Raw genomic sequence first — 19,313 nt, forward strand, 5'->3', positions numbered from 1 at the left:
ACTCGTCACGCGTCGACGCTGCTCTCGCTAACGCCAGTGCACCGATCCCGGCCCCGCCGGAACGGTCGCCTCGGCCTTGATCCGGATCTCCCGCATCACGGCGACGATCCGCTCCTCGTGCGCGGGCGTGAGCCGGGCGACCGGCACCGAGCAGCTGATCGCGTCCAGCGCCGGGCTGTCGTAGCGCAGCGCGAAGCCGAAGCCGACGATGCCGGTCACGCCCTCCTCGCGGTCCACGGACCAGCCGCGGGATCGGATCTCCGCGAGGTCGGCCAGCAGGGACTCCCTGCTCGTGTGCGAGTTGAGGGTCAGCGCCTCGTACGGACCCTCGGGCAGCTCGCCGTCCGGCCGTTCCGCCAGCAGGGCCTTGCCCAGGGCCCCGGCGTGCGCGGGCAGGCGCCGCCCCACCCGGAGAATCGTCCGCAGGTACTCGTGCGATTCACGCGTGGCCAGATACGCCACGTCCGTGCCGTCCAGCCGGCCCATGTGGATGGTCTCGCCGAGCGCCTCGGACGCCTCGTCGAGGTAGGGCCGTACGGCCCTCACCCGCGGGTCGGAGTCGAGGTAGCTCGTACCGGTGAGCAGGGCGTGGATGCCGATGCCGTACAGGGAGCCGGTGACGTCGGTGCGGACCCAGCCGCGCGAGATCAGGGTCTGCAGCAGCGCGTACATCGAGCTGCGCGGCACACCGAGTTCGTCGGCCAGTTCCTGGAGCCGGGCCGGGCGGTCGCCGCGCGCGGCGAGGAGTTCCAGCAGATCGACCGTGCGCGCCGCGGACTTCACCTCACGGACGCCCCCTGTGTCTGACATGTACCGATGGTAATCGGGCCGCACCGGGCGGTTGACGTTCGCATACCCAACCCTCATTCTCATACATAGATGCCATCTACATAAGGAGATGACTGGGAGATGACGACCGTGAGCGCCGGGCCGGTGGCGGTCGCACAGCGGCTGCGGGAGGGGATGGCCGGCGGCGTGCTGTCGTTCCCGCTGACCGCCTTCCGCGACGACGGCACCTTCGACCCGGACGGCTTCCGCGCCTACGTCGCGGAGCGGATCGCCGCCGCGCCCGGCGCCGTGTTCCCGGCCTGCGGCACCGGCGAGTTCTTCTCGCTCGACGAGGACGAGTACCGGCAGGTCGTCACCATCACCGCCGAGGAGGCGGCGGGCCGCGTCCCCGTCGTCGCCGGCACCGGCTACGGCTGGGCGCAGGCCGTCCGGTTCGCGCGCATCGCCGAGGACGCCGGAGCCGACGCGCTCCTCGTGCTGCCGCACTACCTCGTCGCCGCCCCGCAGGACGGCCTGGTCGCCCAGCTGGAGCAGATCGCCGCCCGCACCCCGCTGCCCCTGATCGCCTACCAGCGCGGCCAGGTCGCCTACACCGCCGGCTCGCTGCGCCGCATCGCCGCCCTGCCGAACGTCATCGGCCTCAAGGACGGCCACAGCGACCTCGACCGGCTGCAGCGCCTCACCCTGGCCGCCCCCGAGGACTTCCTGTTCTTCAACGGGGCCTCGACCGCCGAGATCCAGGCCCGCGCCTACGCCACCGTCGGCGTCCCCGCCTACTCCTCCGCTGTCCACGCCTTCGCCCCCGAGATCGCCGGAGCCTTCTTCAGCGCCCTGCGCGACGACGACCACGGCACCGTCGACAAGCTGCTGCGCGACTTCTACGTCCCGCTCGTCGAACTGCGCGACTGCGTCCCCGGGTACGCCGTCTCGCTGGTGAAGGCGGCGGCCCGGCTCCGCGGCCACTCCGTGGGCCCGGTACGAGCCCCGCTCACCGACCCCTCGCCCGCCGACCTGGCCGCCCTCACCGCCCTCCTCACCACCGGACTCGACCTCGTAGGAGCCGCCCTGTGAACCTCACGATCGCGGACGTCCGCCTGACACCGATCCTGGTCGCGGACCCGCCCCTGCTGAACACCCAGGGCGTGCACCAGCCGTACACGCCCCGGCTGATCGTGGAGGTTGTCACGGCCGACGGGATCACCGGCGTGGGGGAGACCTACGGCGACGCCAAGTACCTGGAGCTGGCCCGGCCCTTCGCCGAGCGGCTGAAAGGGCGCCAGGTCAGCGATCTGAACGGCCTGTTCACGGTCGCCGACCAGGTCGCGGTGGACGCCTCCCGGGTCGAGAACGCCGTCGACGTCGGCGGGCTGCGCGGCGTCCAGACCGCCGACAAGCTGCGGCTGTCCGTCGTCTCCGGCTTCGAGGTCGCCTGCCTCGACGCCCTCGGCAAGGCGCTCGGACTGCCCGTGCACACGCTGCTCGGCGGGAAGGTCCGCGACGCCGTCGAGTACAGCGCCTACCTGTTCTACAAGTGGGCCCACCACCCCGAGGGCGTGCCGGCCGAGAAGGACGACTGGGGCGCCGCCGTCGACCCGGCGGGCGTGGTGGAGCAGGCCCGCCGCTTCACGGAGCGGTACGGCTTCACCTCCTTCAAGCTCAAGGGCGGCGTCTTCCCGCCCGACGAGGAGATCGCGGCCGTACGGGCGCTCGCCGAGGCCTTCCCGGGACACCCGCTGCGGCTCGACCCGAACGGCGCCTGGTCCGTGGAGACGTCCGTGAAGGTGGCCCGGGAACTCGGCGAGGTCCTCGAGTACCTGGAGGACCCGGCGCTCGGCACGCCCGCCATGGCCGAGGTCGCCGAGCGCACCGGCGTGCCGCTCGCCACCAACATGTGCGTGACGACCTTCGCCGAGATCCCGGAGGCCTTCACCCGGGGCGCCGTCCAGGTCGTGCTCTCCGACCACCACTACTGGGGCGGGCTGCGCAACACCCAGCAGCTCGCCGCCGTCTGCCGCACCTTCGGCGTCGGCGTGTCGATGCACTCCAACACCCACCTGGGCATCTCGCTCGCCGCGATGACCCACGTGGCCGCCACCGTCCCGGACCTCCACCACGCCTGCGACTCCCACTACCCCTGGCAGTCCGAGGACGTCCTCACCGAGCGGCTCACCTTCGAGGGCGGCAAGGTGCCCGTGTCCGACGCGCCCGGCCTCGGCGTGGAACTCGACCGCGAGCGGCTGGCGGCGCTGCACCAGCGGTGGCTGGACGACGACGGCACCCTGCGGGACCGCGACGACGCGGCGGCGATGCGGATCGCCGACCCCGCGTGGGTGACACCCGCGATGCCCCGCTGGTAGGCCCCCTCCCTCCAGCCCGGGGCGGGGGCGCGGGCGGACTCGGCGCGAGCCGACGGGACGGATGGGTCCGGCGTGATCGGCGTCACGTTGTCGGTGACGTGGTGCAGACTGGCCTGATCCGCACCACGTCAGGGAGCGCACCGTGACCGCGTCCACCGCCCCGGCCGGAAAGGGCCCCACCGGAAAGGGATCGCCCCGCCAGAGCCAGGTCGATCCCCTCGCCCCGCTGCGCACGCCGGACGACCCGCCCTGGGACGTCTACCTCACCGGCACCGTCTTCCTGGACATCATCTTCACCGGCCTCGACTCCGCCCCGGTGCGAGGGACGGAGTCCTGGGCGCGCGGGATGGGGTCGAGCCCCGGCGGCGTCGCCAACATGGCCACCGCACTGGCCCGCCTCGGCCTGCGCACGTCCCTCGCGGCGGCCTTCGGCGACGACCACTACGGCGACTACTGCTGGGACGCACTGGAGCACGGCGAGGGCATCGACCTCTCCCCGTCGCGCACGGTGCCCGGCTGGCACTCCCCGGTGACCGTCTCCATGGCCTACGAGGGGGAGCGCACGATGGTCTCGCACGGCCATGAGCCGCCCCCCGAGGAACCGGCCCCGGAGTGCCCGCCCCGGGTGCGTGCCGCCGTCGCCTCCCTCGCACCCGGCGTGAGCGCGCCCTGGATCGCCCAGGCCGCGAGCAAGGGCACCCGCGTGTTCGGCGACGTCGGCTGGGACGACACCGGGGCGTGGGATCTGGCCGGGCTGCCCGACCTGCGGCACTGCGAGGCCTTCCTGCCGAACGCGGAGGAGGCGATGCGGTACACGGGCGCGGACTGCCCCCGGGCCGCCGCGCACGCCCTGACCGAGTACGTGCCGCTCGCGGTGGTCACCCTCGGGGCGGACGGGGCGTATGCGGTGGACCGGCGTACGGGGGAGACGGCGGAGGTACCGGCCATCGCGGTCGAGGCGCTCGATCCGACCGGGGCCGGTGACGTGTTCGTCGCCGGGTTCGTGGCCGGGACACTGGCCCACTGGCCGCTGGCGGACCGGCTGGCCTTCGCCGGGCTGACGGCGGCGCTGTCGGTGCAGGAGTTCGGCGGGTCGCTGTCGGCGCCGGGGTGGTCGGAGATCGCCGCGTGGTGGCGGGAGGTGCAGTCGGTCGAGGGGCAGTCGGCGGTGGCACTGGAGAGGTACGGGTTCCTGGCCGACCTGGTGTCGGAGGAACTGGTGAGGCCATGGCCGCTGCGGCGTGCCGTCCCCACGATCGGCTTCCGGCGCTCGGCGTGACGCCCTGGCCGTCCAGGGGGCTCCCCCCTGGACCCCCGGCCTATGCCCACCCACCACCCGAATCACTCGGCCAGGAGCTGCCGTCGCCCCCGAAGCTGTCGGTCAGGAGTTGCTGTCGCCGCCAAGCCGTCGCCCCGGTCGCAAACCCCGCCCCAAAACCCCTACGGCGTTGTCACTCCCCCGTCGTACCCTGGGAGTCGCGAGGCCGCCCTCAGCTGTGCGGCCGTGACGAGGAGGAACCGCAGGCCTTCAGCGCCGGCCCATGACTCAATCATCGACAGCTCACACCCCCGCGCAGGAGCAGGCGAGAGCACAGTTCACTGTCCCCGCCCAGCACCCCATGGTCACCGTCCTGGGGTCCGGCGACTCCCTCCTGCGCGTGATCGAGAAGGCTTTCCCGGCGGCCGACATCCACGTCCGGGGCAACGAGATCAGCGCGGTCGGCGACCAGAAGGACGTCGCCCTCATTTCGCGCGTGTTCGACGAGATGATGCTGGTGCTCCGCACCGGGCAGCCGATGACGGAGGACGCAGTGGAACGCTCGATCGCCATGCTGAAGGCGAGCGACAACGGCGAGAGCGACGGCCAGGAGACCCCCGCCGAGGTGCTCACGCAGAACATCCTGTCCTCGCGCGGCCGCACGATCCGCCCCAAGACGCTCAACCAGAAGCGCTACGTCGACGCGATCGACAAGCACACCATCGTCTTCGGCATCGGCCCCGCGGGCACCGGCAAGACGTACCTGGCGATGGCCAAGGCGGTGCAGGCCCTGCAGTCCAAGCAGGTCAACCGCATCATCCTGACCCGCCCCGCGGTCGAGGCCGGAGAGCGCCTCGGCTTCCTCCCGGGCACGCTCTACGAGAAGATCGACCCCTACCTGCGCCCGCTCTACGACGCGCTGCACGACATGCTCGACCCGGACTCGATCCCGCGGCTGATGGCGGCGGGGACGATCGAGGTCGCGCCGCTGGCATACATGAGGGGTCGGACCCTTAATGATGCTTTTATCATCCTGGACGAGGCCCAGAACACGAGCCCCGAGCAGATGAAGATGTTCCTCACCCGCCTCGGCTTCGAGTCGAAGATCGTGATCACGGGTGATGTCACGCAGGTCGACCTGCCGGACGGGACGAAGAGCGGGCTGCGGCAGGTGCAGGACATCCTGGAAGGCCTGGAGGACGTGCACTTCTCCCGGCTCTCCTCCCAGGACGTCGTCCGGCACAAGCTGGTGGGCCGTATCGTCGACGCGTACGAGAAGTACGACACCACGCACGGCACCCAGAACGGCGCGCACAAGAGCCGCGGCAAGTCCGGGCACAAGGGGAAGTAGACACACACAGCACCATGTCGATCGACGTCAACAACGAGTCAGGCACCGAGGTCGACGAGCAGGCGGTCCTCGACATCGCCCGCTACGCGCTCGCTCGGATGCGCATCCACCCGCTCTCCGAGCTCTCGGTGATCGTCGTGGACGCCGACGCCATGGAGCAGCTCCACATCCAGTGGATGGACCTCCCGGGTCCGACGGACGTCATGTCCTTCCCCATGGACGAGCTGCGCCCGCCCTCCAAGGACGACGACGAGCCGCCCCAGGGGCTGCTCGGCGACATCGTGCTGTGCCCCGAGGTCGCGCAGAAGCAGGGCGAGGAAGCCGACACGCAGCACTCCATGGACGAGGAGCTCCAGCTGCTCACCGTCCACGGCGTGCTGCACCTGCTGGGCTACGACCACGAGGAACCGGACGAGAAGGCCGAGATGTTCGGCCTCCAGGCGGCCATCGTGGACGGCTGGCGCGCGGAGCGGGGCCTGACCGGCCCGTCCCCGGCGCCGACGGTCTCCTAGCCCGCCGATGAATCCGCAACTCGCCCTGGGCGCCGTCGCCCTGGTCGTAGTGGCCTGGCTCGCCGCCTGTGCGGAGGCGGGCCTCGCGCGCGTCTCCAGCTTCCGCGCCGAGGAGGCCGTGCGCTCCGGCCGCCGCGGCAGCGCCAAGCTCTCCCAGGTCGCCGCCGACCCCACCCGCTACCTCAACGTGGCGCTGCTGGTCCGCGTCGCGTGCGAGATGGCCGCCGCCGCGCTGATCACCTACGGCTGCCTCCAGGCGTTCGACGGCACCACCGAGGCACTGCTGGTCGCCATCGCGGTCATGGTCCTCGTGTCGTACGTCGCCGTCGGCGTCTCCCCGCGCACCATCGGCCGCCAGCACCCGCTGAACACGGCGACACTCTCGGCGTACGTCCTGGTGCCGCTGGCCCGGATCATGGGTCCCGTCCCGTCGCTGCTGATCCTCATCGGCAACGCGCTCACGCCCGGCAAGGGCTTCCGCCGCGGACCCTTCGCCTCCGAGGCGGAGCTGCGCGCACTGGTCGACCTCGCCGAGAAGGAGTCCCTCATCGAGGACGAGGAGCGCCGCATGGTGCACTCCGTCTTCGAGCTGGGCGACACCCTCGTCCGCGAGGTCATGGTCCCGCGCACGGACCTGGTGGTCATCGAGCGTTACAAGACCATCCGCCAGGCCCTCACCCTCGCCCTGCGCTCCGGCTTCTCCCGGATCCCGGTCACCGGCGAGAGCGAGGACGACATCGTCGGGATCGTGTATCTGAAGGACCTGGTCCGCAAGACGCACATCAGCCGCGACGCCGAGTCCGAGCAGGTGTCCACGGCCATGCGCCCGGCGTTCTTCGTCCCCGACACCAAGAACGCCGGCGACCTGCTGCGCGAGATGCAGAAGGAACGCAACCACGTCGCCGTCGTCATCGACGAGTACGGCGGCACGGCCGGCATCGTCACCATCGAGGACATCCTCGAAGAGATCGTCGGCGAGATCACCGACGAGTACGACCGTGAACTGCCGCCGGTCGAGGAGCTCGGCGAGGACCGCTTCCGCGTCACGGCCCGCCTCGACATCGGCGACCTGGGCGAGCTGTACGGCCTGGAGGAGTACGACGACGAGGACGTCGAGACCGTCGGCGGCCTGCTGGCCAAGGCGCTGGGCCGCGTCCCCATCGCGGGAGCCTCCTCCGTCGTGGACCTGCCCGACGGCCGGGTGCTGCGCCTGACCGCGGAGGCCGCCGCCGGCCGCCGGAACAAGATCGTGACGGTGCTGGCGGAGCCGGTGGACGCGGCGGCCCCGCCTTCGAAGGCGGAGAAGCCGGCGTGACCCCGCAGGAACTGCGCGCGTTCTGCCTGTCCTTCAACGCGGCGGTGGAGGACTTCCCGTTCAGCCCGGAGATCTCGGTCTTCAAGGTGCGGGGGAAGCTCTTCGCCCTGTCGTACCTGGAGGCGCGCCCCCTGAAAGCCAACCTCAAGTGCGACCCGGAGGAGGCGATCCGGCTGCGCCGCGAGCACGAGGGCCTCATCGTCCCCGGCTGGCACATGAACAAGCGCCACTGGAACACCGTCACGGTCGACGGTGAGCTCCCGGACCGACTGGTCCGGGAGCTCATCGAGGACTCGTACGACCTGGTCGTGGCGGGCCTGCCCCGAGCGGACCGCCTGCGCCTCGACCGCCCCTGACGCTTCCGTATGCTCGGATCATGACCGACAGCAGCGCGCTCGACCCCGAGGACCGCAAGATCGTCACCCTGGCCCGTGCCGCGCGGGCCCGCAACGGCGTGCCCGAGGGCGCGGCCGTACGGGACGAGACCGGACGCACCTATGTCGCGGGCACCGTGGCCCTCGACTCCCTGAAGCTCAGCGCCCTGCGGACGGCCGTGGCGATGGCGGTCGCCTCGGGCGCGCGGTCGCTGGAGGCGGCGGCGGTCGTGACCGAGGCGGAGACCGCGTCCGCGGAGGACCGGGCGGCGGTGCGTGACCTCGGCGGTGCGGAGACGCCCGTGCTGGTGGCGGGGTTCGACGGTGTCGTCCGGCTGACGGTCCGGGCGGGCTGAGGCCCCAGGGGCCTGCGCCCCACGGGCCTTCATCGGCCCGAACGGCCCGGTTCTCTCGAGCGCCGGACGGCCCGTTCCTCAAGCGCCGGACGGCCTCGTCCTCAAGCTCCGGACAGCCTGGTCGGTGGCCGGACGGCCCGGTCCACCTCACCGCTGGCCGAACTTCGCTGTAACCGCCGGTAATTAGGCCAGTTTTCAACCTTGCCGCCCCCTGCCCCAGGCGCATCAATGGAACCGTAAGTTCCGACGGACCGTCAGGTTCGGCTCTCGCGCAGCGTGCCCGCACTCACCTGCCGAGCGGTCCCCCCACACGGAAACGGAGCCGGAATCCCATGAGATGCAAGCGAATCGGAGCAGGCGCGGCCCTGGCGGCCGGGGTCCTCGCGGTCACCGGGCTCGCCTTCGCCCCCGCCGCACTCGCCGTCACACCCCAGACGGCGACGATCAGCGCGGACTGCGGCACCTTCGGCAGTGGCGAGGCCACGCTCACGGCCACACAGGACGGCACCGCCGCCACCGTCACCGTCAAGTCCTCGGCGATCACGGCGCCCATCGCGCTGGGAGAGGACTCGATCACGTCCACCCTCACCCTGGTGAAGAGCGGCGGCGGCACCGTCGACTTCACCGGTACGGAGAACCCGGCGATGGCCGCCGGCGCCCCCGTCGAGGCCGGCCCGCTCAGCGGCACCGTGGCCTCGGGCGACAGCCTGGAGGCCTTCGGCGGCTCGCTGAAGATGACCGTCTTCGGCATCACCATCACCTGCACGGCGAGCGGGCCGCAGTCACCGGGCCCGTTCGTGTTCGACTGAGAACGAAAGGCGAGCGCGGCCCCGGTGTCAGAGCGCGTCGGGGCCGCGCTCGCCCGTCCGCACGCGCACGACCGTGTCCACCGGCAGCGCCCACACCTTGCCGTCCCCGATCTTGCCCGTGTGCGCGGCCTTCACGACCGCGTCGATGACGGCGTCGGCGTCCGCGTCCTCGACGACGACCTCGATCCGGACCTTGGGCACCAGGTCGACCTGGTACTCGGCGCCCCGGTACACCTCGGTGTGGCCGCGCTGCCGGCCGTAGCCGCTGGCCTCGCTGACGGTCAGGCCGTGCACGCCGAGTTCCCGCAGGGCGTTCTTGACCTCGTCGAGACGGTACGGCTTGACGATCGCGGTGATGAGCTTCATGCCTGGGGGGCGACCTTCCGGGCGTGGGGGACGACGGAGGAGGAGACCGGGGCACCGTGGCCCAGGACTCCGTGATCGTAGGCCGTCTCCGCGCGCGCCGTAAGGTCCGGGCCGGTCCGCTCCCGCTCCTCGTTCGACCGTCCACGTCCGATCCGGTATCCCGGGGCGTGGAGGACCCCGCCCCCGCATTCCCGGCCACGGACACGGTCCGTGCGTGCCGGATACGGAGCGAAAGAGGGAGACCGGGAAACTCACGAGGCACGTCCGGTGCGGGGCGGCTCCGTGGATCAGGGACAATGGGCGCCATGAGCGTTCGTACCCAGTCATCCGAAGAGCCGGCCGGAGCTGTCCACAGGGCTGGCTTCGCCTGCTTCGTGGGCCGTCCCAACGCGGGCAAGTCCACCCTCACGAATGCTCTGGTCGGCCAGAAGGTGGCGATCACGGCGAACCAGCCGCAGACGACGCGGCACACCGTACGGGGCATCGTGCACCGCCCGGACGCCCAGCTGATCCTGGTCGACACCCCGGGCCTGCACAAGCCGCGCACGCTGCTGGGCGAGCGGCTCAACGACATCGTGCGCACGACGTGGGCCGAGGTCGACGTGATCGGCTTCTGTCTGCCGGCGAACGAGAAGCTCGGCCCCGGTGACCGTTTCATCGCCAAGGAACTGGCGTCCATCAAGAAGACGCCCAAGATCGCGATCGTCACGAAGACCGACCTGGTGGACGGCAAGACGCTCGCCGAGCAGCTCATCGCGATCGACCAGCTCGGTCAGGAACTCGGCTTCGAGTGGGCGGAGATCGTCCCGGTCTCCGCGGTCGGCGACAAGCAGGTGGGCCTGCTGGCCGACCTGATCGTCCCGCTCCTGCCCGAGGGCCCGGCCCTCTACCCCGAGGGCGACCTGACCGACGAGCCCGAGCAGGTCATGATCGCGGAGCTGATCCGCGAGGCCGCGCTGGAAGGCGTCCGCGACGAACTGCCGCACTCCATCGCGGTCGTCGTCGAGGAGATGCTCCCGCGCGAGGACCGCCCCGCCGACAAGCCCCTCCTCGACATCCACGCCTTCGTCTACATCGAGCGCCCCAGCCAGAAGGGCATCATCATCGGCCCCAAGGGCAAGCGCCTGAAGGAGGTCGGCATCAAGTCCCGCAAGCAGATCGAGGCCTTGCTGGGCACACCGGTCTTCCTGGACCTCCATGTGAAGGTCGCGAAGGACTGGCAGCGGGATCCGCGGCAGTTGCGCAAGCTGGGGTTCTGAGTTTCGGCGGGTGGGGTGCGGGTGCCTGTGGGGGTGGGGGCGTAGTTGGGCACGCCGGCCGCGCGGCGGTAGCCGCATGGTGATGCTGCCTGGACCTCCATGTGAAGGTCGCGAAGGACTGGCAGCGGGATCCGCGGCAGTTGCGCAAGCTGGGGTTCTGAGGGCCCCTCGCCGCCTATAACGGCGACCCGAGGCTCGCCCACACCGCGTTGCCGCCCGTGAGGGTCGAGCGGGTGATGCCCCAGCTGTCGGCTATCTCCCGTACGAGCAGCAGGCCGCGGCCGTTCTCGTCGTCGGGGCCGGGGCAGCGGTCGGGGATGCCGCGGCCCGTGAGGTCGCCGTCGTGCACCTCCAGCCGGAAGCGCGCGTCCGTCATCAGCTGGACGCCGCACAGGATCCGCTCGCTGAGCGTGTGCAGCACGGCGTTGGTCACCAGCTCGGACACGAGCAGCACCGCGTTCGCGCACGCTTCCTCGGGCACCCGCCACGCGGCCAGCCGCGCGCGCATGGCATGACGGGCGACTCTGACACTGGTCCGCTGCGGCGGCAGCTCCAGCCAGTCGGTGCGGTCCGGGCGCACCGCGTCCAGGAACCGGGGAGTGGATGTCGTGTGGGGGGACACGGCGATCGCCTTCCGTGGGGGGTGGGCGAAGTCAAGGAAGGGGCGAGCGGACAACGGACCGGCCGGCTGTGGGGGTTGGTGCTTCCGGAACCCTGGTCACACAAGTAACTATGCTCGGAGAGCAGTTCACGCTGCAACCATCTCCCTGATAATTTCAGAACGACGGTATCGCCCGGGCCGAGCGATTCGATGAATCGTTCAAGTCCTCGCAGAACCAGCGGCGGTGACGACCCCTCAGGAGGCACGGCGTGAGCGACCCCCGACCAGGAACCGGCGCCGGTGCCCCCACCGTCCTGCGCATGATCCTGGGCCGCCGGCTCCAGGAGGCCCGGCAGCACGCGGGCCTGTCCCTCGACGACGCCGCCAAGGCCCTGCGCGTCACCCCGCTGACCATCCGCCGCCTGGAGAAGGCCGAGGTCGGCCTGAAGATCCTGTACGTCGAGAAACTGCTGGAGACCTACGGGGCCGGCCGGCAGGAGATCGACGAGTTCGTCACCCTGGCCGAGCGGGCCAACGAGCCCGGCTGGTGGCACCCGTACCGCGATGTGATGCCGTCCTGGTTCACGGCCTACGTGAGCCTGGAGACCGGCGCCAGAACGCTGCGCACCTACGAGCCGCACTACGTCACGGGCCTGCTCCAGACGCCCGGCTACGCCCGTGCCGTGCTGCGCGGCGGCTTCCCGAACGACAGCGAGGACGACCTCGACCGGCGCGTGGAGCTCAGGCTGCGCCGCCAGGGCCTGCTCACCAAGCCGGACGCGCCCACCCTGTGGGTGGTGATGGAGGAGGCCGTGCTGCACCGGGTGGCGGGCGGTCCCGAGGTGATGCGGGACCAGATCGACCGCCTCCTGGAGGCGGCCGAGCTGGAGCACGTCAGCGTCGACATCGTGCCGTTCGCCGCGGGCGCCCACGTCGGGGCGTGCGCGCCCTTCACCTACTTCCGGTTCGAGGAGCGGGAGCTGCCCGACATCGTCTACAGCGAGATCCTCTCCGCGTCCGTCTACCTCGACCAGCGCGCGGACGTCATGGCCCATCTGGAGGCGCACAACCGGCTGTCGCTGAAGACCTCGTCCGCGGACAGCAAGGCGCTGCTGAACCGCATGCGGAAGGAGTACTCATGACCGTCACCGAGGGTGCCGTGTACAACGGCATGCCCGCGTCGGACCTCGGCGAGCAGGGCTGGGAACGTCCGTGGAGCGGCCCCAACGGGGGGCAGTGCGTGGAGACGAAGCAGCTCACCGACGGCCGCGTGGCCGTGCGCCAGTCGGCCGATCCCGCCGGTCCCGCGCTGATCTACACGCCCGAGGAGATCACCGCGTTCGTCACGGGGGTCAAACAGGGCCTCGCCGACCATCTGACGGCCCGCTGAAGCCCCGGCGGACCGGCTCGCACCACCACCCCCCACCGAGAGGCACCCCCCATGAGCACCTCGCACACCGCGCGGGACATCGACACCAGCAGGCCGCACTCCGCCCGCATGTACGACTACTACCTCGGCGGCAAGGACCACTTCGACGTCGACGAGCAGGCGGCCGAGCGGGTCGCCGAGGCCTACCCCGCCATATTCGTGTGCGCCCGAGAGAACCGGGCCTTCATGCACCGCGCCACCCGGGTCCTCGCCCGGGAGCACGGCATCCGCCAGTGGCTGGACATCGGCACCGGCATCCCCACCGAGCCCAACCTGCACCAGGTCGCCCAGTCCGTGGTCCCGGACGCCCGGGTGGTCTACGCCGACAACGACCCGCTCGTCCTCAAGTACGCCGAGCGTCTGATGCGCAGCACCTCCGAGGGCCGCACCACGTACATCGAGGCGGACGTCAACGACCCGCAGTCGCTGCTGAACGCGCCCCAACTGGCCGAAGTCCTGGACCTGGACCGCCCGGTGGCGCTGTCCCTCAACGCCCTGATGCACTTCGTCACCGACGCCCAGGACCCGTACGGCATCGTGCGCCGTCTGCTGGACGTGCTGCCCTCGGGCAGCGCCCTGGCGCTGAGCCACTGCACGCCCGACTTCGACCCGGCGACCTGGCAGAAGGTCACCGACATCTACACCTCGGCCGGCACGCCGGTGCGGTTCCGCTCGCGCCAGGACGTCGCCCGCTTCTTCGACGGCCTGGACCTGCTGGAGCCGGGCGTCGCGGTCGGCCACCGCTGGCGCCCGGACGCCGTGCAGGGCGACGCCCCGACGGACGCCGAGGTCAGCCTCTGGACCGGGGTAGGCATCAAGCCGTAGGCGCCTGCCCCCGCAGCAGCTCGCGATACCAGTGGTACGACGCCTTCGGGGTCCGCTCCAGGGTGCCGAAGTCGACGTGGACCAGGCCGAAGCGGCGTGCGTAGCCCTCCGCCCACTCGAAGTTGTCGAGCAGGGACCACACGAAGTAGCCGCGCACGTCGACGCCCGCCTCCACGGCCCGGTGCAGGGCCCGGACATGGCCGTCCAGATAGGCGATGCGGTCCTGGTCGTCGACGCCCGGGTAGGAGCAGCCGTTCTCGGTGATGACGACGGGCGGGAGGCGGTCGCCGTAGCGGTCGCGGAAGGTGGTGAGGAGCTCGGTCAGGCCCTCGGGCACGACCGGCCAGCCGAAGTCCGTGACCGGCCGGCCCTCGATCTCCCGGACGGAGAAGGGGAGTTCGGCGGGCATGGTGACCCCGCCGAACTCGATCTCCGCGCCCTGGGGGGCACCCACCCTGGTCGGGGCGTAGTAGTTGATCCCGTACCAGTCCAGCGGCTCGGCGATCACCTTGAGGTCGGCCTCGACGTCCCCGGGCATCAGCTCGCCGATGCCGTCCGGGTACCGGCCCAGCAGCAGCGGGTCCGCGAACAGGCGGTTCAGCAGCAGGTCGTAGAACTCCGCCGCCTCCACGTCCGCCGCCTCCTGCGACGCCGCCCAGGTCGGCCCGTGCGAGTTGGCGACGCCGATGTCCGTGGCGCCCGCGGCGCGCAGGGCCCGGACGGCCAGGCCGTGGGCGAGCAGCTGGTGGTGGGCGACCGGCAGCGCGTCGAACAGCAGCCGCTTCCCCGGTGCGTGCACGCCCAGGGCGTGGCCCAGCAGGGTGTGCTCGGCGGGCTCGTTCAGGGTGATCCACTTCGTCACACGGTCGCCGAGACGGCCGGCCACCAGGGACACGTACTCGGCGAAGCGCTCGGCCGTGTCCCGCTCCAGCCAGTCCAGGCCCGCCGGCAGGTCCCAGTGGAACAGGGTCGGCACCGGGCGGACGCCCGCCGCGCACAGGTCGTCCACCAGCCGGTCGTAGAAGTCCAGGCCCTTCCCGGACCGGACCCGCGGCCAGGAGACCGAGAAGCGGTAGGCGTTCACGCCCAGGCCGGCCAGGAGCGCCACGTCCTCGCGGTGGCGGTGGACGTGGTCGCAGGCCACATCCGCCGTCGAGCCGTCCTTCACCCGTCCCGGCGTGGCCGTGAAGGCGTCCCACACGGACGGCTCGCGTTCGTCCGTGCCGCCCTCGATCTGGTGCGCCGAGGTGGACACGCCCCAGAGGAAGCCGGCCGGGAAGCGGGGGATCGGGTTGCCTGCGTCAGTCGCCATGCGCTGGATCATCCGTACCGGCGGTAACGGAAGTCAACGGCCGGGCGGGAAGGAGCCGTCAGGCCCCTTCCTTCAGCACCCGCGAGATCAGCTTCCGCTGCTCGTCCGTCAGCCGGGGATCCGCGCAGTACACGGTCTTCCCGTCCACGGTGAGCTGGTAGGTGAACCCGTCCGGGACCCCGACCGGCGGTGTGCTCCGGCCGGCGGCCACGGCCTGCTCCGCGAGGGCGTGCCACGCGGAGGCATCGGGCCGGCCCGAGGTGTCCACCTCGGCATGCCGCTCGATGCCCGCGAACCCGCCCGTGCGCCGCACCTGAATACGCATGACACCTGTCTAGTACGGAACTACAGGGTCCGCACCCCGACCTGCTCCCAGGCCTTCGACACGGCGTCCAGCTCCTCCCCGTCGCCGAAGCGCTCCCGGGCGGCCTTGACGGTGAGCGTGGCGAAGTCGACGAACATCGCGTCCTGCCTCAGCTCGCCGCCCGTCAGCACGTCGTACCAGACCTGCCCGGCCCGCTCCCAGGCGTGGCCGCCGAGGGCCGTGGCCGCGAGGTGGAAGGCGTGGTTCGGGATGCCCGAGTTGATGTGGACACCGCCGTTGTCGCGGCCCGTGCGCACGAAGTCGTCCATCGTCGCCGGCTGCGGGTCCTTGCCGAGGACGTCGTCGTCGTACGCCGTGCCCGGCTCCTTCATGGAGCGCAGCGCCGTGCCCGTCACCCGGGGGGCGAGCAGGCCCGCGCCGATCAGCCAGTCGGCCTCGGCGGCGGTCTGGCCGAGGGTGTACTGCTTGATCAGGGCGCCGAAGACATCCGACAGGGACTCGTTGAGCGCGCCGGGCTGGCCGAAGTAGGTGAGGTTGGCCGTGTACTGCGTGACGCCGTGCGCGAGTTCGTGGCCGATGACGTCGATCGGGATCGTGAAGTCGAGGAAGATCTCCCCGTCCCCGTCGCCGAAGACCATCTGCTCGCCGTTCCAGAACGCGTTGTTGTAGTCGCGGTCGTAGTGCACCGTCGCGTTCAACGGCAGGCCGTTGCCGTCGATCGAGTCGCGCCCGAAGGCCTGGAGGAACAGCTCGAAGGTGGCGCCGAGACCGGCGTAGGCGCGGTTGACGGTGGCGTCCTTGCCGGGCTTGTCGCCCTCGCCGCGGACCTTGTGGCCGGGCAGGTCGGTGTCGTGCCGGGCGTCGTGGACGGTGCGCTGCGGCCTGCCGTCGGCGACCGCGGCGGCGGCGGTCGCGCCGATGACCGTGGTGAGGCGGCGCTGGGTGCGCTCGAAGGCGTCACGCTGCAGGGTGCGGCGGGCGGGACGGGCGAGTGCGGGGTCCTCGGCCTGGGCGAGCCGGTCGAGGACATGAGGCGGAACGATGGTGCAGAAGACGGGCTCGAAGCCCCCGTGGGTCGTCATGCCCGGCACCCTTGCACTGCGTGACGAAGCTGTCACTAGTCGCCACCATGATTGGTGAAATACCGGGACACGGGCCCTCACGCTCCGTGGTGAGTGCTATGGCGAAGTGGCATAGCGCACTTTTTGTCCCCTATGTGCGCCCGGTCCCGCATACTGATACGACCCCACGCGCCGGGAGAGGCTCGACTAGCATGCTGCGCATCATGCGTTTCGGGCTGCTTCTCCTTAGCTGCCGCGGCGAGGGCCTGTAGAGGCCGACTCCCTCCCCGCGGAGCTTGGTGCTGCGTCGTCGGCCGTCCTTCCGGACACCCTCTGAGGAGCCCTAAGCATCATGGCGAACCGCCAGCAGCCCAGTTCCATGCCGACCCACAAGTACGGCCGCTACGAGCAGGTCGACATCCCGGACCGCACCTGGCCGGAGCAGCGCATCACCACCGCCCCCCGCTGGCTCTCCACCGACCTGCGTGACGGCAACCAGGCCCTGATCGACCCGATGTCGCCCGCCCGCAAGCGCGCCATGTTCGACCTGCTGGTGAAGATGGGCTACAAGGAGATCGAGGTCGGCTTCCCGGCCTCCGGCCAGACCGACTTCGACTTCGTGCGCTCCATCATCGAGGAGCCCGGGGCCATCCCCGACGACGTCACCATCTCCGTACTGACCCAGGCCCGCGAGGACCTGATCGAGCGCACGGTGGAGTCGCTGAAGGGCGCCAAGCGCGCGACCGTCCACCTGTACAACGCCACCGCGCCGGTCTTCCGCCGGGTCGTCTTCCGCGGCTCCAAGGACGACATCAAGCAGATCGCCGTCGACGGCACGCGCCTGGTCATGGAGTACGCGGAGAAGCTGCTGGGTCCCGAGACCGAGTTCGGCTACCAGTACAGCCCCGAGATCTTCACCGACACCGAGCTGGACTTCGCCCTGGAGGTCTGCGAGGCGGTCATGGACGTCTGGCAGCCCGGCCCGGGCCGCGAGATCATCCTGAACCTGCCGGCGACCGTCGAGCGCTCCACGCCCTCCACGCACGCCGACCGCTTCGAGTGGATGGGCCGCAACCTCTCCCGCCGCGAGCACGTCTGCCTGTCGATCCACCCCCACAACGACCGCGGCACCGCCGTCGCCGCCGCCGAGCTGGCCCTGATGGCCGGCGCCGACCGCGTCGAGGGCTGCCTGTTCGGCCAGGGCGAGCGCACCGGCAACGTCGACCTGGTCACCCTGGGCATGAACCTCTTCTCGCAGGGCGTCGACCCGCAGATCGACTTCTCCGACATCGACGAGATCCGTCGCACGTGGGAGTACTGCAACCAGATGGAGGTCCACCCGCGCCACCCGTACGTGGGCGACCTGGTCTACACGTCCTTCTCCGGCTCCCACCAGGACGCCATCAAGAAGGGCTTCGACGCCATGGAGGCCGACGCGGCCGCCAAGGGCGTCACCGTCGACGACATCGAGTGGGCCGTCCCCTACCTGCCCATCGACCCCAAGGACGTCGGCCGCTCCTACGAGGCGGTCATCCGGGTCAACTCGCAGTCCGGCAAGGGGGGCATCGCCTACGTCCTGAAGGACGGCCACAGTCTGGACCTGCCGCGCCGTATGCAGGTCGAGTTCTCCAAGGTCATCCAGGCCAAGACGGACGCCGAGGGCGGCGAGGTCACGCCGAAGGACATCTGGTCGGTCTTCCAGGACGAGTACCTGCCCAACCCCGAGAACCCGTGGGGCCGGATCCAGGTCAAGAACAACCAGTCGACGACCGACACCGACGGCGTGGACACGCTGAAGGTGGAGGCCACGCTGGACGGCCAGGACACCGTCCTGACCGGTTCCGGCAACGGTCCGATCTCGGCCTTCTTCGACGCCCTGCAGTCCGTCGGCATCGACGTACGCCTGCTGGACTACCAGGAGCACACGATGAGCGAGGGCGCCTCCGCGCAGGCCGCCTCCTACATCGAATGCGCGATCGGCGACAAGGTCCTGTGGGGGATCGGAATCGACGCGAACACGACGCGGGCCTCGCTGAAGGCGGTCGTCTCGGCCGTCAACCGCGCGGCTCGCTGACCAGCCGTACGGGTCGGCGGCCCGGGGCCGTTCGCGGCCGCCGCAGGCGCTCCGCCCGCCGACGTCCGGCGGGCGGAGCCCCGTCGCATACCGGCCATTGTCGTGGAGGTCACGGAGAGGTCTCCTCCGGGGTGCTGACGCCACGTCTCCGATGTGGCTAACATCACGCAAGCACGGCGGCGTTGCCGTGCGGCGTGACGGAGGTGCGACGTGCTGCCAGGACGGGGACGAAACGGCCATGCCGCCAGGCTTTCTCACATCCTGGGCACCCGCACCGCGTGGACGGCCACCGGTGACGGCGAGTTCTTCTGCCCCGGCTGCGGCGGCGACCGCAACTACCAGCGGCTGACCGGACAGCGCCGCTTCACCCTGCTCGGCCTGCCCGTGCTGCCGCGCGGCGAGACCGGCCCGGTCGTGGAGTGCGCGGCCTGCCGCCGCCACTTCGGCACGGACGTCCTCGACCATCCGACCACCATCCGCTTCTCCGCGATGCTCCGCGACGCCGTGCACACCGTCGCCCTCGCCGTGCTGGCCGCGGGCGGCGCAGGTTCCCGCACGGCACTGGAGGCCGCCGTGCTCGCCGTGCGCGCGGCCGGCTTCGACGACTGCACGGAGGAGCAGCTTGCCGCGCTCGTCGAGGCGCTGGAGGCCGACACCGGCCGGATCACCGGCGAACCCTGCGGGGCCGGGCTGGCGATAGAGCTGCACGAGGCGCTGGACCCGCTCACCCCGCACCTCGCCACCGTCGGCCGCGAATCGATCCTGCTCCAAGGCGCCCGCATCGCCCTGGCGGACGGGCCGTACACCCCCGCCGAGCGGGATGTGCTGGCGACGGTGGGGGCGGCGCTCACCATCTGCTCCGACGACGTCACCCGGCTGCTGGCCGCGGCCGCGCGCACGCCCTCGTAGGGCCCCGGTGTTACTCCCCGGGGAGTAACAC

The 19,313-nt window shown here is 71.1% G+C and carries 21 protein-coding genes and 1 pseudogene; 15 read left to right on the forward strand and 7 right to left on the reverse strand.

The genetic code is table 11. The features are described 5' to 3' along the window. Window positions 1–27: 27 nt before the first annotated feature. Entirely contained in the window at window positions 28–810 is a 783-nt protein-coding gene (locus ACFY9S_RS02485; RefSeq protein ID WP_391121751.1) for an IclR family transcriptional regulator C-terminal domain-containing protein, read from the reverse strand. 99 nt (window positions 811–909) lie between these two features. Here ACFY9S_RS02485 and ACFY9S_RS02490 point away from each other — a divergent pair, with 99 nt between their 5' ends. From ACFY9S_RS02490 to ACFY9S_RS02530, 9 genes are all read left to right on the forward strand, one after another. Then, complete coding sequence (locus ACFY9S_RS02490; protein ID WP_391121754.1) at window positions 910–1,860, forward strand: 5-dehydro-4-deoxyglucarate dehydratase; 951 nt, start codon at window positions 910–912, stop codon at window positions 1,858–1,860. Next, window positions 1,857–3,146: an enolase C-terminal domain-like protein gene (locus ACFY9S_RS02495; RefSeq protein ID WP_391121757.1), complete on the forward strand. Its 1,290-nt coding sequence runs from the start codon at window positions 1,857–1,859 to the stop codon at window positions 3,144–3,146. Before ACFY9S_RS02490 ends, ACFY9S_RS02495 begins: the two co-directional genes overlap by 4 nt. 142 nt (window positions 3,147–3,288) lie before the next feature. Then, entirely contained in the window at window positions 3,289–4,425 is a 1,137-nt protein-coding gene (locus tag ACFY9S_RS02500; RefSeq protein ID WP_391121760.1) for a PfkB family carbohydrate kinase, read from the forward strand. Window positions 4,426–4,687: 262 nt separating this feature from the next. Beyond that, on the forward strand, window positions 4,688–5,755 hold the full coding sequence (locus ACFY9S_RS02505) for a PhoH family protein (protein ID WP_079128954.1): 1,068 nt from the start codon (window positions 4,688–4,690) through the stop codon (window positions 5,753–5,755). Window positions 5,756–5,769: 14 nt separating this feature from the next. Next, window positions 5,770–6,267, forward strand: a complete 498-nt coding sequence (gene ybeY, locus ACFY9S_RS02510) for an rRNA maturation RNase YbeY (protein WP_102907408.1) — start codon at window positions 5,770–5,772, stop codon at window positions 6,265–6,267. A 7-nt stretch (window positions 6,268–6,274) separates the two neighbouring features. Continuing rightward, the gene (locus ACFY9S_RS02515) at window positions 6,275–7,582 is read left to right on the forward strand and encodes a CNNM domain-containing protein (RefSeq protein ID WP_391121764.1); all 1,308 of its coding nucleotides are present in this window, start codon (window positions 6,275–6,277) and stop codon (window positions 7,580–7,582) included. After that, complete coding sequence (locus ACFY9S_RS02520) at window positions 7,579–7,938, forward strand: MmcQ/YjbR family DNA-binding protein (protein ID WP_391121767.1); 360 nt, start codon at window positions 7,579–7,581, stop codon at window positions 7,936–7,938. The genes ACFY9S_RS02515 and ACFY9S_RS02520 overlap by 4 nt, the downstream gene beginning before the upstream one ends. Window positions 7,939–7,958: 20 nt before the next feature. Next, the gene (locus tag ACFY9S_RS02525; protein WP_391121770.1) at window positions 7,959–8,312 is read left to right on the forward strand and encodes a cytidine deaminase; all 354 of its coding nucleotides are present in this window, start codon (window positions 7,959–7,961) and stop codon (window positions 8,310–8,312) included. A 332-nt stretch (window positions 8,313–8,644) separates the two neighbouring features. Beyond that, window positions 8,645–9,121 carry a hypothetical protein gene (locus tag ACFY9S_RS02530; protein WP_391121773.1) on the forward strand — a complete coding sequence of 159 codons (477 nt, stop codon included), beginning with the start codon at window positions 8,645–8,647 and terminating at the stop codon, window positions 9,119–9,121. Between the two features lie 27 nt (window positions 9,122–9,148). Here ACFY9S_RS02530 and ACFY9S_RS02535 read toward each other — a convergent pair whose 3' ends face one another. Together ACFY9S_RS02535 and ACFY9S_RS02540 are read right to left on the reverse strand one after the other, a co-directional pair. Then, entirely contained in the window at window positions 9,149–9,487 is a 339-nt protein-coding gene (locus ACFY9S_RS02535) for a P-II family nitrogen regulator (RefSeq protein ID WP_391121776.1), read from the reverse strand. Beyond that, a pseudogene (locus ACFY9S_RS02540) lies at window positions 9,484–9,627 on the reverse strand (ammonia channel protein); the annotation flags it as partial. The gene ACFY9S_RS02535 and the pseudogene ACFY9S_RS02540, both read right to left, overlap by 4 nt. Window positions 9,628–9,792: 165 nt before the next feature. Here ACFY9S_RS02540 and era point away from each other — a divergent pair. Next, window positions 9,793–10,746, forward strand: a complete 954-nt coding sequence (era, locus tag ACFY9S_RS02545; protein WP_102907414.1) for a GTPase Era — start codon at window positions 9,793–9,795, stop codon at window positions 10,744–10,746. A gap of 175 nt (window positions 10,747–10,921) precedes the next feature. Here era and ACFY9S_RS02550 read toward each other — a convergent pair whose 3' ends face one another. After that, entirely contained in the window at window positions 10,922–11,368 is a 447-nt protein-coding gene (locus tag ACFY9S_RS02550) for an ATP-binding protein (protein WP_102907402.1), read from the reverse strand. Between the two features lie 248 nt (window positions 11,369–11,616). On the opposite strand from ACFY9S_RS02550, the gene ACFY9S_RS02555 reads away from it, so the two are divergent. The 3 genes from ACFY9S_RS02555 to ACFY9S_RS02565 are packed head-to-tail and all read left to right on the forward strand — an operon-like array spanning window position 11,617 to window position 13,601. Next, on the forward strand, window positions 11,617–12,489 hold the full coding sequence (locus ACFY9S_RS02555; protein ID WP_391121779.1) for a Scr1 family TA system antitoxin-like transcriptional regulator: 873 nt from the start codon (window positions 11,617–11,619) through the stop codon (window positions 12,487–12,489). Then, window positions 12,486–12,737: a DUF397 domain-containing protein gene (locus ACFY9S_RS02560; RefSeq protein ID WP_102907400.1), complete on the forward strand. Its 252-nt coding sequence runs from the start codon at window positions 12,486–12,488 to the stop codon at window positions 12,735–12,737. Before ACFY9S_RS02555 ends, ACFY9S_RS02560 begins: the two co-directional genes overlap by 4 nt. A gap of 51 nt (window positions 12,738–12,788) precedes the next feature. After that, window positions 12,789–13,601 carry an SAM-dependent methyltransferase gene (locus tag ACFY9S_RS02565; RefSeq protein ID WP_391121782.1) on the forward strand — a complete coding sequence of 271 codons (813 nt, stop codon included), beginning with the start codon at window positions 12,789–12,791 and terminating at the stop codon, window positions 13,599–13,601. Here ACFY9S_RS02565 and ACFY9S_RS02570 read toward each other — a convergent pair. From ACFY9S_RS02570 to ACFY9S_RS02580, 3 genes are read right to left on the reverse strand one after another with little or no spacing between them, the layout of a single operon-like run. Beyond that, a complete protein-coding gene (locus ACFY9S_RS02570; protein ID WP_391121785.1) occupies window positions 13,591–14,913 on the reverse strand; it encodes a GH1 family beta-glucosidase in 1,323 nt (440 codons plus the stop codon). The two genes, ACFY9S_RS02565 and ACFY9S_RS02570, sit on opposite strands and share 11 nt — an antisense overlap. Window positions 14,914–14,971: 58 nt before the next feature. Continuing rightward, a complete protein-coding gene (locus ACFY9S_RS02575; RefSeq protein ID WP_391121788.1) occupies window positions 14,972–15,238 on the reverse strand; it encodes a protealysin inhibitor emfourin in 267 nt (88 codons plus the stop codon). 20 nt (window positions 15,239–15,258) lie between these two features. Then, window positions 15,259–16,320 carry a M4 family metallopeptidase gene (locus tag ACFY9S_RS02580; protein WP_391121791.1) on the reverse strand — a complete coding sequence of 354 codons (1,062 nt, stop codon included), beginning with the start codon at window positions 16,318–16,320 and terminating at the stop codon, window positions 15,259–15,261. A gap of 331 nt (window positions 16,321–16,651) precedes the next feature. Here ACFY9S_RS02580 and leuA point away from each other — a divergent pair, with 331 nt between their 5' ends. After that, window positions 16,652–18,373, forward strand: coding sequence for a 2-isopropylmalate synthase (leuA, locus tag ACFY9S_RS02585; protein WP_102907396.1), 1,722 nt, complete (start codon window positions 16,652–16,654; stop codon window positions 18,371–18,373). A gap of 210 nt (window positions 18,374–18,583) precedes the next feature. After that, window positions 18,584–19,282 (forward strand): TerB family tellurite resistance protein, encoded by a 699-nt coding sequence (locus ACFY9S_RS02590; protein WP_391121795.1) that lies wholly within the window; start codon window positions 18,584–18,586, stop codon window positions 19,280–19,282. The last annotated feature ends 31 nt before the right edge of the window (window positions 19,283–19,313 follow it).

Source organism: Streptomyces sp. NPDC012474 (assembly GCF_042955185.1).
GTDB lineage: Bacteria > Actinomycetota > Actinomycetes > Streptomycetales > Streptomycetaceae > Streptomyces > Streptomyces cahuitamycinicus.

What these genes read in the sequence shown, in the direction of transcription:
- ACFY9S_RS02535 (WP_391121776.1), bottom strand. Translation starts at nt 9,487, where the DNA reads ATGAAGCTCATCACCGCGATCGTCAAGCCGTACCGTCTCGACGAGGTC.
- ACFY9S_RS02525 (WP_391121770.1), top strand. Translation starts at nt 7,959, where the DNA reads ATGACCGACAGCAGCGCGCTCGACCCCGAGGACCGCAAGATCGTCACC.
- ACFY9S_RS02485 (WP_391121751.1), bottom strand. Translation starts at nt 810, where the DNA reads ATGTCAGACACAGGGGGCGTCCGTGAGGTGAAGTCCGCGGCGCGCACG.
- ACFY9S_RS02565 (WP_391121782.1), top strand. Translation starts at nt 12,789, where the DNA reads ATGAGCACCTCGCACACCGCGCGGGACATCGACACCAGCAGGCCGCAC.
- ACFY9S_RS02515 (WP_391121764.1), top strand. Translation starts at nt 6,275, where the DNA reads ATGAATCCGCAACTCGCCCTGGGCGCCGTCGCCCTGGTCGTAGTGGCC.
- ACFY9S_RS02575 (WP_391121788.1), bottom strand. Translation starts at nt 15,238, where the DNA reads ATGCGTATTCAGGTGCGGCGCACGGGCGGGTTCGCGGGCATCGAGCGG.
- ybeY (WP_102907408.1), top strand. Translation starts at nt 5,770, where the DNA reads ATGTCGATCGACGTCAACAACGAGTCAGGCACCGAGGTCGACGAGCAG.
- ACFY9S_RS02580 (WP_391121791.1), bottom strand. Translation starts at nt 16,320, where the DNA reads ATGACGACCCACGGGGGCTTCGAGCCCGTCTTCTGCACCATCGTTCCG.
- ACFY9S_RS02560 (WP_102907400.1), top strand. Translation starts at nt 12,486, where the DNA reads ATGACCGTCACCGAGGGTGCCGTGTACAACGGCATGCCCGCGTCGGAC.
- leuA (WP_102907396.1), top strand. Translation starts at nt 16,652, where the DNA reads ATGGCGAACCGCCAGCAGCCCAGTTCCATGCCGACCCACAAGTACGGC.
- ACFY9S_RS02530 (WP_391121773.1), top strand. Translation starts at nt 8,645, where the DNA reads ATGAGATGCAAGCGAATCGGAGCAGGCGCGGCCCTGGCGGCCGGGGTC.
- ACFY9S_RS02505 (WP_079128954.1), top strand. Translation starts at nt 4,688, where the DNA reads ATGACTCAATCATCGACAGCTCACACCCCCGCGCAGGAGCAGGCGAGA.
- ACFY9S_RS02570 (WP_391121785.1), bottom strand. Translation starts at nt 14,913, where the DNA reads ATGGCGACTGACGCAGGCAACCCGATCCCCCGCTTCCCGGCCGGCTTC.
- ACFY9S_RS02490 (WP_391121754.1), top strand. Translation starts at nt 910, where the DNA reads ATGACGACCGTGAGCGCCGGGCCGGTGGCGGTCGCACAGCGGCTGCGG.
- era (WP_102907414.1), top strand. Translation starts at nt 9,793, where the DNA reads ATGAGCGTTCGTACCCAGTCATCCGAAGAGCCGGCCGGAGCTGTCCAC.